Raw genomic sequence first — 11052 nt, forward strand, 5'->3', positions numbered from 1 at the left:
CTCAATTCCGCCGGCCACCAGGTGACCGTCTTCGAACGCGATCCCAGGCCGGGCGGCCTGCTGCGCTTCGGTATTCCCGACTTCAAGCTAGAAAAGGCGATCCTCGACCGGCGCATCACGCTTTTGCAAGAGGAAGGCATCGAATTCAAGTGCGGCGTCCAGGCGGGGATCGATATTAACGGGCCTTCCCTGGTGGCCGGGTTCGACGCCTGGTGCTGTGCACCGGCAGCACCCGCCTCGGGATCTTCGGATTCCCGGCCGGGAATTGGCGGGCATCCACTTTGCCATGGACTTTCTCACCAGTCAGAACCGCGTGCTCGCCGGTGATGCGGCGGCACTGACCGTCCAGGCCGCGGGCCGTCAGGTGATCGTCATCGGCGGGGGAGACACGGGCAGTGACTGCATCGGCACCAGCCATCGCCAGGCGCCGCCGGGGTGGTCAACTTCGAGCTGTTGCCCCAGCCGCCTGAAGACCGGCCCCCGGCCCAACCCTGGCCCTATTGGCCCATGCGCCTGCGTACCAGCAGCAGCCACGAGGAGGGCGGCGAGCGCTACTGGAACATCCTGACCAAGCGCTTTGTCGGTGAACGGGGACGCGTGACGGGGCTCGAGACGGTCGCGGTGGAATGGGAAGCGGAAGACGGCCGGCCGGCGCGTTTCACGGAAATTGCCGGTAGCCAGCGGGTCTGGCCCGTGGATCTGGTGCTCCTGGCCCTGGGATTCGTCGGACCCGAAGCGGACACGCTGGTGGCCCAATTGGGGCTGGCCCTGGACGAACGCGGCAACCTCTCCACCGGCAGCGACCACATGACTTCCCGGCCCGGGGTTTTTGCCGCCGGCGATGCCCGACGGGGTCAGTCCCTGGTCGTCTGGGCCATCTCCGAGGGACGGGAGGCGGCCCGGGCGGTGGATCTTTTTCTCATGGGGCGCAGTGATTTGCCCCAGAAACCCTGCTGTGATCTGCCGCGGGGATGACATGGGCTCGGTTTAGCGAACGGGCATCGCCCTGTTCGAACGCAACGGCATCGCCTTTCAGGCGCACGTTCCCCGCCGGTCAGCCATCCCCTTTGATGGCCACCAGGGAGGCGGTCTGCTCGAATCTGTCCGCATGGCGGCGCGCCAACCGTTTCTCCTCGTAATAGACGATGCGCAGGTCGCTGAAGGCGCGGCGCAGTTCGTTGGGTTCCAGGCAATAGTCCGCCTTTTCCCGGCCGATGAAGGCTTCGAAAATGAGCACCCCGCCGGGCTTGAGCCCGTTCAGGATCATGGGGAAGAGGCGCCGGTCCAAAAATCGGACGTTGAGCACCAGGGAATAGTGCTCCGCCGGTATGGTCCAGCTGTCGAGATCCTGGCAGTGCACCCGGATATTCGGATGCCGGCCGACGAGTCTCTCGGTGGCGACGGTGGAGATATCCACCGCATCGACCATGAAGCCTTTTTCGGCTAAAAAGAAGCTGTTGCGCCCGTTGCCGCAGGCAATGTCCACGGCCCGGCCCATGGGGGCCAGCGGCCAGTATCTTTCCAGAATCGGTGTCGGTTCGGCGCCTCCCGGATCATTCAGATATCGTTCATCCCAGCGTTTCCGGTCTTGTTCGCTCATGGGGGCGCGCCTCCGCCGAAGTTCCGATTTGGCGTTCCATGGATGGTGCGTTTTCCAGATGCGGAATTCTTGAGCCACCCTTGGTTTATTCTTACGTTCGTCTGTAACCCGTCGCGTGTTGTAGATGATTTGTTGCGTGCCATGAAAAGCACTTTATCATAGTTTCACGCTGAAGCCTTTGGAAATTGGCGCGCTACCGCAATCAGGACCTGTACGCTACACTTTAAAACGTCCAACTGTTTGATGCAGCGTCTTTGCCAATTGGGCCAGCATCTCGGCACCCGAATTGACCTGTGCACAATTGTCGGCGAGCATTCCAGCGTCTTGATTGACCCCCGCGATCTCATTGGCGATCTGCTCCGACACGGTGGAGCTTTGGGCCACGTTTTCATTGACTTCCCGAATTCCCACAGAGGCCTGGGCAACATTGCCAGCAATTTCATCAGTCACTGCCGATTGTTGCACAACGGCAGTTGCGATCGTCGAGACAATCCCATCCACTTGACCGATGACTTCGGAAATAACCTTGATTTCATCGACGGTCTGCGTGGAGGATCGTTGAATCGCCTCTACCTTGGATTTAATTTCCTGTGTCGCAAGGGCGGTTTGCTTGGCCAGTTCCTTGATTTCATTGGCCACCACGGCGAACCCCTTGCCCGCCTCGCCGGCCCTGGCCGCTTCGATGGTGGCATTCAAGGCTAAAAGGTTGGTCTGGTCGGATATCTCGGTGATCACTTCGGTAACCTTGCTGATCTGATCAGCGGCCTGCCCCAGAAGGTTGATCTTGGTGGTGGCGCCATTGGCCTTATGGACCGCGTCGCTGGTAATGCAGCGCGCCTTTTCGGCATTGTTGGCGATTTCCTTGACCGTCGCGGCCATCTCCTCGGAGGCGGACGCCACCATGGTGATATTCGTGGCCGCTTCTTCGCTGGCCGCAGCCACGGAGTTCATGTTGGCACTCATCTCCTCGGCCGCCGCGGCAACGCCGTGGGCTTTCTCCGAGGCGGACTGGGCGCCTTGGGTCAGTTGATGGGAGATGTCGGTCAACATGGACGATGACTGGTTGAGTGAGTCTGCATTGCCTTTGATGTCCTTCAGAATCCGCTGAAGCTTTTCGACGAAAAGATTGATCCACTGAGCCAATTCACCCGTTTCATCCCGGTTGACGGTGTTGATGCGCTTCGTCAGGTCGCCTTCGCCTTCCGCTAAATCCTTGGCCAGCCGGTTGAGCTGGTTAAGGGACCCCACGATGGACCTGGCCTGTAGGAAGTTCATCACGATTCCAATGATTGAGGCGGTCAGGATGACGCTGATGATGGTTGAAAAATAGCCCTTTATTTTTGTGAATACATCTTCGCTGCTTTTCAGCACTAGTTTTTCGATGCCATCGTTGATCGTATTGATGGTCTCGACGATTTGTTTCTCGTTGGCATTGAGTGCATTGATATTGCCGATAAACTCGATTACCAGCGCCTTGATTGACAGATTGGTAGTCTTGGCTTGTCTGGCCGCGGCTTCGTTCTCGGTACCCTTGAGTTTTTCAATGCCCTTGTCGACAGCTTCCAACAGGGTATCCAGAAAACCGAGCAGCTCATTCTTGAGCCCGATATTCTCCTTCAGCCTGCCAAAAAGTACCTTGATGCGGAAGTTGGCGTTGGTGTTATTGTTCGCGTCGATAACTACGGCCCGTTCCATGCCTGACACGCCCTTCCGGCTCTCCTCGCCGATCAAGCGATTGCTGATGGATTTGAGCACCATATTTGAGGCATTCAGGGATGATTCGGTCAGCTTGTCGATCTCCCTTTCGATGGTTTGATTGCGGGAGCGTAATTGGGCCAAGGTGTCTATCTGTTCCTGAACAGCATTCAACTGACTTGCCACGGCAGCGTTTCCTATCCGTGCGCTCAAACCTTCGAAACACTGGCGCAACGCGTTGATCGCAATCCGGTTGTACATGTAGTCTTTGATGCCGATTTCGATACGCTGGATGTCAGCGGACAATGCATTAAGGGCTTGCTGACGCTCGGTGGAAGCTTTGATCAGTGCGTTGGAGCTAATCAAAAAGTAGACCACCATTCCGATCAAGGCCAGGTATAAAAAGCCGGTCAATTGCAGTTTGTGTTGGATTTTCAGATTTTTGATTCGCCACATGATGATATGTCTTTTCCATTTCGATGTCATTCATTCCCGGCCCAGGTCCTTGAAGATCGTCTGGCCAGCGATATCCCATTGGTCGTGTGATGAGCAACTTTCCAGTGCTTCCAAAAGGTCAGGATGGAAAGGGGTGGTGCCGGGCTTTTCCTCTTTCTCTGGGTTTTATGCTTCCCATGGAGTGCTCCTTTTGATGGGTGTGTTGATATGTATTCGAAATAACATAATTTTTTAATTAAAATTTTTTTTAAGAAGGTTCCGGATGAAAAACGGAGTCCAAATAAATTTGTGGGACGTTATCTGCGGGATACATAGATGGCGTTCTGAATAAATTATACTTATTTAAGTGTATTCTATGAGTAAAAATCAATCACTTATCGAGGGGCTTGTCAATGTTTTCTTGGATTCTGGCCTTTTTTAAAATTCCAGGTATCAAATGAAAAAATAAAATAATTATGAGAAAGTTGCTTGCGCGCAGACGGACCACCGAGTCCGGCGGCGGACAAATTTATAAATATTATGATATATTTAGATTTTTATGGTGTTCTGGAGAGCGTGTTGCCATCAGCCATTTGGCGTCGCCATGGTGGTGAAGACAACGTGTTTGTGGTGGCATGGGGCCGTTTGGATCGGGATATGGATGGCGGCCTGTCGTCAGCACAGTTATAGAATATTATTCATTTAACGAGTTTTAAGTGACACCCATTCCATGAAACGGCTCTTTTTCAGCTTTCAGGATCTGTGCTACAATCCTGTCTATATGGCGATCCTTTCGTCCAGCATGCCTCAGCAAGGAGATCTTCCATGGACTACTTCGAATACCGCGACGGTCAACTCTGGGCCGAGGAGGTGCGGGTGGCGGATCTGGTCGAACAATACGGCACGCCGCTGTACGTCTATTCCGCACGAACCCTTGCCCGCCACTTCACAGCCTTCGACGCGGCCCTGGACGGTCTCGACCACCTGATCTGTTTTTCGGTCAAGGCCAACAGCAACCTCAGTTTGTTGCGGCAGTTGGGCGAGCTGGGCGCAGGCATGGACATCGTCTCCGGTGGTGAGCTTTACCGGGTACTGAAAGCCGGGGTCGATCCGCACAAAGTTGTCTTTTCCGGCGTGGGCAAACAGGACCATGAAATCCGTGAGGCCCTCACAGCCGATATCCTCATGTTCAACGTGGAGTCATCCCAGGAGCTGGAACGTATCGGCCGCATCGCAGAAAAGATGCAAACCGTCGCCTGCATCAGCATTCGCATCAATCCGGATGTGGATCCCCAAACGCACCCCTATATCTCCACCGGGCTGAAGAAGAACAAGTTCGGCATGGACATGCTCGAGGCGACGGGCGCTTATCTCATGGCCAAGCGGCATGCCTTTCTGGAACCGGTAGGGATGGACTGCCATATCGGTTCCCAGTTGACCCAGATCGGCCCTTTTGTGGAGGCACTTGAAAAACTGTTGACCTTTGTCGACCGGTTAGGTTCGTCGGGCGTCACGATCCACTACCTCGATTTGGGCGGCGGGTTGGGGATTACCTACCATGACGAGCTGCCGCCGCTGCCGGCCGACCTGGGGAAGGCCATTGCCGAAACCGTGGGACGCCGCGAACTGACGATCATCCTCGAACCCGGCCGGGCCATCGCCGGCAATGCCGGTATTCTGGTCACGCGGGTGATTTTTACCAAGAAAACGCCGGTGAAACACTTCGTTATCGTCGATGCGGCCATGAACGACCTGGTGCGACCTTCCCTTTACGGCGCCTACCATCGCATCCGTGAGGTTCACCCCCGGGGCCGCGAGCCCATGAAGGTCGATGTTGTCGGCCCCATCTGCGAGAGCACCGATTTTTTGGCCCAGGACCGCCTGCTGCCGGGGCTTGCGGTCGGCGAGGCCCTGGCCGTCTTTTCCGCCGGGGCCTATGGATTCACCATGTCCTCCCAGTACAACTCCCGGCCCCGGGCCGCCGAGGTACGGGTAGATGGTGATCACGCCATCCTGGCGCGCCGCCGGGAAACCTACGATGATCTGATCGCCTTGGAAGAATGATGCGCCTTATCCAGGCCGCCGCCGTGGCGGAGCGTTACGACTGCGACGGTTCGGCATCGGCCGACAAAATGGCCGCTCGGCGGGGATGCGGATAACCGGGGAGAAGAGGCTTCATGTTCGATCAACTCATCACAATGATTCAAAGCGCCACGCTCTGGGCGGGCTACACGACCCTGGGGCTGTTCGCCGTGGCCGTGGGGCGTGCCTTCATGGATGCTGAAGACCGCTGGGGCTGCTTTTTTACGACCCACCCGGGCGGGCCGCATCATTTGTCACGCTACGTTCTGCTTTTTGGAACGCTGATTCTGGCCGCCCGCTATCTGTTCGCCGTCATCGGTAGTGATCCCGGAACGCTTGCCGAAAAGGTAAAGGCCGCCATGCAGGTCTATGATTGGCTGGACATCGACACCCTTGCCGGTGGCTCGGGAGCCGCCTACCTCATGGCCAAGGTCACCGATGGCGATATTTTGAAACTGTTCGGGCGAAAATAGCCATTTTCCCATAAAACTCTTCTCCGTGTTGACAAGGGGGGGCCATGAGCCATCTGACGCTTTTAGACATGTCGTTCATCGAAATGATCAGTGCCTTTACGTTGGGGTTGGCGGCAATCGTTCTCACCCTCATCGCCGGAATAATCATCAAGATGATGTTCCAGGGGACTTTGAACGGTGGGATTCTGAACTTCCTCTACGAGAATACCGGGGAGGGGCAGGCCGGCAAACCCAGCGTGTCGCGACTGCAGATGCTGATCTGGAATTTTGTGGTCGCCTTTGCTTTCCTCTATGTACTCGGCGCCCAGCATAACGGTATCGAGGCGGCCATCCAGGGCCTGCTGCAGCCTGAGGTCTTGATTCTGCTGGGAATCAGCAACGGTACCTACCTCATCGGCAAACGCGCCCATCGGGGTGCGGGGACCGGTGCCGGCACCGACACCCCGCCGGAACCGGTACCGGCAGGAGAATAATTTCCAGTCCCCGGATGTTGCGTTCGATTGTTGCGGATTACTGGCATGCGGCACCACGTGGAGACGAGGCTTCCGCCCTGCGCCATAGGCTCAGTCCGGCCTTCCTGTCGGTCAGTTCTCATCTTCCATCTCCAGGGCATGGGTGATCTTGATCGCACCGATCACGCTTTGGGCCGCCGGGCACAAGGTGATGTAGTTGCCAAAGGCGTCTTCGGCATCGGCGCGTTTTTCAGCCGGCAGTTTCAGCCGGTAATGGACGTGGATGCGGGTGATTTTCAGTACCCCGTCGACATCCTCGATATCGCCGGTTACCGTCGCCATGTAGCGATCCTGAAAGGTCCGAATCTTTTTTTTGGCCAGCACCGTGGCCAAGGTGCCCATCATTCACCCGCCCACTGCGCCCACCAGATGGTCCAGGGTTGCGGCGTGTTCTTCTTCCGGATCCACCCGGTAAAACGCCTTGATACCGCCATGAACGCCGTAGTAGACGGGCTGATCGAAGCCTCTGATGTGAGCGATGCGCGTGGGACCTTTTTCGCGCGTAATCGTAATATGGGATTGATGGATAATGTTCCCCATGGGTAACTCCCTTCGTCAAAGGGTTGAAAAACGTATCGGCTCAAGCGGAAAGTCGTTCGGCCGCCAGAAGGTGGCGGCCATTTCCAGTTGCCGAAGCATTGGTATGAGGAGCCCCGTCCGCATGTGGCTGTTCCCGCGGGTACGTTGGTATTCCGGCTCCCTTGCGAATTGAGACTTAACATAGTGTCGATCCGAAGGATTGTAAAACGCGGTATCTGCGCTTGAAACCACAGGGCAGATCCCTTAAAGTGCGTCCACCCATCAGCGATGGCGAGAATCTTTTTTTTAATCCGAGGAGGAATGCAATGCAAATGATCAAAAGTATGTTTCTGGCACTCATGGCGGTTGTCCTTTTGGGGTCCATCGGCATCGCCGGTGATTACGATTGGACGCGGGATTTCAACCTGCGGGCCCAGGCGGATCCTTCCGGCTTCAGGGCGAGTCTCGAAAGCCGTTTTCACGTTGGTGACGCGAACATTCAAGCGGTTTTAGGCGCTGTCGCCGGTCCGGCGGACGCGTATATGTGCCTCCGACTGGGTGAAATGGCCCATCGGCCCATCGGTTACGTTTTGGAGCGTTACCGGGCGGAGCGCGGCCAGGGCTGGGGCGTGCTCGCCAAAAGCCTCGGCATCAAACCCGGTTCAGCGGAGTTTCACGCTTGAAGCAGGGCCACGATCTTCACGGCGAGGGGTACGGATCCAAGGGGTCTGGTAAAGGCAAAGGGAAGGGCAAGGGCGGTGGAAACGGCGGTGGCAAGGGGAAGAAGTCAAAGTGATGAATCCGACAAGCAGTATCCTTGTCGCTTGTCGATAACCGCCTGAACCCTCATTTTTGTTCCGGGGAGCCTGATGATGAGCCTTTTCGGCATGACCGTTTGGTCATCATCGGGTCACGCCCGGGTCATTTTTGGCGGTTAAGGTCTCTTTCATCGATGGGCGCTCCCCGGTTCCATCGAGCCTTCCTCTTCCCCTTATCTCTGCCGGGCCACCTCTTTGTAGGGTGGTCCGGCTTTTTGGTTTTTGTTCTGATCGGTCCCCAAGCTCATCCCTGCCGGGCGATCAGTTGATGCCGTACGCCTTGAGCTTCAATTGCAGCGTCCGGCGGCTGATTCCCAATACGTCGGCCGCGCGGGTGCGGTTGCCGTCCATATCCGCCAGGGTTTTCAGAATCATCTCCTTTTCCACATCCTTTAGCGAGCGCCCCGAGGCCAGAATGGGGCCGTCGGCCGAGTCGATACCGACATTCACCTGCAGGGATCGGGGAAGGTCCTCCGGCCGGATCATTTCTCCGGTGGAAAGGATCACCGCGCGCTCGATGACATTTTCCAGCTCGCGCACATTCCCCGGCCAGCTGTATCGGACCAGAAGCTCCATGGTCGCAGGGTAAAACCCCTTGAGGTGCCGGCGGTTTTTCTGGACGTAGCGGTCCAGAAAAGAGTTGGCCAAAAGGGGAATGTCGGTGGCGCGCTGCCGTAGGGCCGGGACCTTGATGGTCACCACGTTCAGGCGGAAGTAAAGATCTTCGCGAAACCGGCCGGCGGCAATTTCCGTTTCCAGGTCGCGATTGGTGGCCGAAATGATCCGGGTGTCGACGCGAATGGTCCGGGCGCCGCCCACCGGTTCGAATTCCCGTTCCTGAATGACGCGCAGGATCTTGGCCTGGGTGGCCGGGGTCATCTCCGCGATTTCATCCAAAAAAAGGGTCCCCTGGTGGGCCAGTAGGAAACGTCCCTTGCGGGGGGCGGATGCGCCGGTGAAAGCGCCTTTTTCGTGTCCGAAGAGCTCGCTCTCCAAAAGGGTTTCGGGCAGCGCGGCGCAATTGACCTTAACGAAGGGATGCTCCGCCCGGGGGCTGTTGTGATGAATGGCGCCTGCCACCAGCTCCTTGCCGGTGCCGCTTTCCCCCTGGATCAGCACCGTGGCCTCGGAGGGGGCCACCAGACCGAGGGTTTCGAACAGCTCACCCATGGCCGGGCTGCTGCCCAGAATGCCGGAAAAGTCGAAACGGGTACCAGGCGTTCCTTGAGGTTGCGGTTCTCCTCCGCCAGGCGATGGTGGTCCAAGGTTTTTGCGACCAGAATTTTCAGTTCGTCGACATCGATGGGTTTGGTCAGGTAGTCCCGTGCGCCGGATTTGAGGGATTCCACGGCCGATCGCACGGAACCGTAGGCGGTCATGATGATCACCGGCGTTTCCGGGCTGACGGCGGCCATGCGTTTCTGGGCGGCATCGCCGTCCATGCGTTTCATGCGCAGATCCATGAGTACCAGGTCGAACACTTCCTGCTCCACCGCGCGGCAGGCCGTGTCACCATCGTCGGCTTCCTGAACCTGGTAGCCTTCGGCCGTGAGCACGGCCCTGAGCATGGTGCGGTGGGATTGATCGTCGTCGACGACAAGAATTTTGGCGTTCATGGGCGCTCTCCCATCAAAGCGGGGTCGTCAGGGTCGGGATTTTCCTCCTCACTGCCGGCAATGCGGCTCGCTGGGGTACTGCGAAGCCGCAAGGTGAAGCACGCGCCATGCGCCTTTCCCGGTGGAGGACTTTCCAGTAAGATTTCTCCGTCATGGTTCTCGGCGATTTTCCGCACCATGGCCAGGCCCAGCCCCGTCCCCCGCTCGCGGGTGGTGAAAAAGGGTTCGAAAATCTTGCCCCGAATGGCGGGATCGATACCCGGGCCGTTGTCTTCCACGTGGAAGACAGCCGTTTGACCCTCATCTTCGACGGATGCCCGGAGGCGGATGGCGCCGCCGGCTTCCAGGCCACCCATCGCATTGAGCAGCAGGTTGAGCAGGGCCTGGGTGACCTGATGGGGGTCTATAAACAGTGGCGGCAAATCTTCGGTAACCGCGACCTGGATATCGATGGACTGGCGTTCGGCCTCGGCAGACACCAGGGAGACCACGTGATCGATCAGATCGATCACCCGGATCGCTTTCGGTTCCAAGGTCATGGGGCGCGCGAAATTGAGCAGGTCGGTCACCACGCGGTTGATCCGGTCGATTTCACGGACCATTACATCGGCATACTCGCGACGGGTGGCATGCTCACCCTGATCCTTGCCGAGCCAGTAGGCAAATCCTCGGATCGAGCTCAAGGGATTGCGGATCTCGTGGGCCACGCCGGCGGCCAGGCGGCCGATGGCGGCCAATTTTTCGGCGCGGCGCACCTTCTCCTCGAGTCGTTTGATTTCACTCAGGTCCCGGAGCACCACAACGGCGCCGTTACGGTCGCCGGCCTCGTCCTGAATGGGGGTGACGGTGAGCAACAGGGGCAGGGGCGCTGCGGCCTTCCGGGAAATCTCGACTTCCTGGCCAAGAACCGGGGCTCCCTGGGTGAGGGTGCGGGCGATGCCGGTGGCCGCGAAATCAAAGATGGTTCTAAGGTCGATGCGGTCCCTTTCCGCGGCCGGGATGCCGAGCAGGGTGCGCGCCTGGCGGTTGCAGGACGTCACGATGCCGGCGGCGTCGATGCTCAGGACGCCGTGGACCATGCTGGCGATGATCTGCCGGGTGTAGTCCCGGGTTTCCTGAAGTGTTTTGCTGAGCCGGTAATAGCTTCGCAGAACGATGAAAAAATAGATCACCCCACCCCCCAAGGCCAGGACGATGGCGCCCATGATCATGGCGTGATGAAGGTCGGCCTGGCGCGCAGCCGCATAGGCCGTGAGGTTCATGGCCAGATAAACGGTCGCCCTGGCGTTGGCCCGTGGCGTT

Annotated in this window: 12 protein-coding genes and 1 pseudogene; 6 read left to right on the forward strand and 7 right to left on the reverse strand. The window is 57.8% G+C overall.

Annotated elements, in window-relative coordinates; translation table 11 throughout:
- Positions 1-327: pseudogene (locus JCM12296_RS40405) on the forward strand (hypothetical protein); the annotation flags it as partial.
- 108 nt (positions 328-435) lie between these two features.
- The gene (locus tag JCM12296_RS28420; RefSeq protein ID WP_054700136.1) at positions 436-975 is read left to right on the forward strand and encodes an FAD-dependent oxidoreductase; all 540 of its coding nucleotides are present in this window, start codon (positions 436-438) and stop codon (positions 973-975) included.
- A gap of 79 nt (positions 976-1054) precedes the next feature.
- On the opposite strand, the gene JCM12296_RS28425 is transcribed toward JCM12296_RS28420, so the two are convergent.
- Both JCM12296_RS28425 and JCM12296_RS28430 read right to left on the reverse strand, forming a co-directional pair.
- On the reverse strand, positions 1055-1600 hold the full coding sequence (locus tag JCM12296_RS28425) for a class I SAM-dependent methyltransferase (RefSeq protein WP_054700138.1): 546 nt from the start codon (positions 1598-1600) through the stop codon (positions 1055-1057).
- Positions 1601-1816: 216 nt separating this feature from the next.
- Positions 1817-3751 (reverse strand): methyl-accepting chemotaxis protein, encoded by a 1935-nt coding sequence (locus JCM12296_RS28430; RefSeq protein ID WP_054700140.1) that lies wholly within the window; start codon positions 3749-3751, stop codon positions 1817-1819.
- An 804-nt stretch (positions 3752-4555) separates the two neighbouring features.
- On the opposite strand from JCM12296_RS28430, the gene lysA reads away from it, so the two are divergent.
- From lysA to JCM12296_RS28445, 3 genes are all read left to right on the forward strand, one after another.
- Positions 4556-5794, forward strand: a complete 1239-nt coding sequence (lysA, locus tag JCM12296_RS28435) for a diaminopimelate decarboxylase (protein WP_054700141.1) — start codon at positions 4556-4558, stop codon at positions 5792-5794.
- 113 nt (positions 5795-5907) lie between these two features.
- Positions 5908-6285, forward strand: coding sequence for a hypothetical protein (locus JCM12296_RS28440; protein ID WP_054700144.1), 378 nt, complete (start codon positions 5908-5910; stop codon positions 6283-6285).
- Between the two features lie 44 nt (positions 6286-6329).
- On the forward strand, positions 6330-6758 hold the full coding sequence (locus JCM12296_RS28445) for a hypothetical protein (protein WP_054700145.1): 429 nt from the start codon (positions 6330-6332) through the stop codon (positions 6756-6758).
- Between the two features lie 111 nt (positions 6759-6869).
- Here JCM12296_RS28445 and JCM12296_RS28450 read toward each other — a convergent pair whose 3' ends face one another.
- Positions 6870-7142, reverse strand: coding sequence for an OsmC family protein (locus JCM12296_RS28450; protein WP_054700147.1), 273 nt, complete (start codon positions 7140-7142; stop codon positions 6870-6872).
- Positions 7143-7337 carry a hypothetical protein gene (locus tag JCM12296_RS28455; RefSeq protein WP_054700149.1) on the reverse strand — a complete coding sequence of 65 codons (195 nt, stop codon included), beginning with the start codon at positions 7335-7337 and terminating at the stop codon, positions 7143-7145.
- A 305-nt stretch (positions 7338-7642) separates the two neighbouring features.
- Between JCM12296_RS28455 and JCM12296_RS28460 the strand changes: the two genes are divergently transcribed.
- Positions 7643-7999, forward strand: a complete 357-nt coding sequence (locus JCM12296_RS28460) for a hypothetical protein (protein WP_218188331.1) — start codon at positions 7643-7645, stop codon at positions 7997-7999.
- A 396-nt stretch (positions 8000-8395) separates the two neighbouring features.
- On the opposite strand, the gene JCM12296_RS28465 is transcribed toward JCM12296_RS28460, so the two are convergent.
- The 3 genes from JCM12296_RS28465 to JCM12296_RS28470 form a co-directional block, all read right to left on the reverse strand.
- On the reverse strand, positions 8396-9304 hold the full coding sequence (locus tag JCM12296_RS28465; protein ID WP_306304152.1) for a sigma-54 interaction domain-containing protein: 909 nt from the start codon (positions 9302-9304) through the stop codon (positions 8396-8398).
- Positions 9247-9750 (reverse strand): sigma-54-dependent transcriptional regulator, encoded by a 504-nt coding sequence (locus JCM12296_RS49545; protein ID WP_306304153.1) that lies wholly within the window; start codon positions 9748-9750, stop codon positions 9247-9249. The genes JCM12296_RS28465 and JCM12296_RS49545 overlap by 58 nt, the downstream gene beginning before the upstream one ends.
- A partial coding sequence (locus JCM12296_RS28470) for a two-component system sensor histidine kinase NtrB (protein WP_157067970.1) occupies positions 9747-11052 on the reverse strand: 1306 nt, incomplete at its 5' end. The genes JCM12296_RS28470 and JCM12296_RS49545, both read right to left, overlap by 4 nt.

This window comes from Desulfosarcina cetonica JCM 12296, from assembly GCF_001311845.1.
Classification (GTDB): Bacteria; Desulfobacterota; Desulfobacteria; order Desulfobacterales; family Desulfosarcinaceae; genus Desulfosarcina; species Desulfosarcina cetonica.

Excerpts from the sequence above, each read along its gene's own strand:
- JCM12296_RS28425 (WP_054700138.1), bottom strand. The coding sequence starts at position 1,600 with ATGAGCGAACAAGACCGGAAACGCTGGGATGAACGATATCTGAATGAT.
- JCM12296_RS28430 (WP_054700140.1), bottom strand. The coding sequence starts at position 3,751 with ATGTGGCGAATCAAAAATCTGAAAATCCAACACAAACTGCAATTGACC.
- lysA (WP_054700141.1), top strand. The coding sequence starts at position 4,556 with ATGGACTACTTCGAATACCGCGACGGTCAACTCTGGGCCGAGGAGGTG.
- JCM12296_RS28440 (WP_054700144.1), top strand. The coding sequence starts at position 5,908 with ATGTTCGATCAACTCATCACAATGATTCAAAGCGCCACGCTCTGGGCG.
- JCM12296_RS28445 (WP_054700145.1), top strand. The coding sequence starts at position 6,330 with ATGAGCCATCTGACGCTTTTAGACATGTCGTTCATCGAAATGATCAGT.
- JCM12296_RS28450 (WP_054700147.1), bottom strand. The coding sequence starts at position 7,142 with ATGATGGGCACCTTGGCCACGGTGCTGGCCAAAAAAAAGATTCGGACC.
- JCM12296_RS28455 (WP_054700149.1), bottom strand. The coding sequence starts at position 7,337 with ATGGGGAACATTATCCATCAATCCCATATTACGATTACGCGCGAAAAA.
- JCM12296_RS28460 (WP_218188331.1), top strand. The coding sequence starts at position 7,643 with ATGCAAATGATCAAAAGTATGTTTCTGGCACTCATGGCGGTTGTCCTT.
- JCM12296_RS28465 (WP_306304152.1), bottom strand. The coding sequence starts at position 9,304 with ATGGGTGAGCTGTTCGAAACCCTCGGTCTGGTGGCCCCCTCCGAGGCC.
- JCM12296_RS49545 (WP_306304153.1), bottom strand. The coding sequence starts at position 9,750 with ATGAACGCCAAAATTCTTGTCGTCGACGACGATCAATCCCACCGCACC.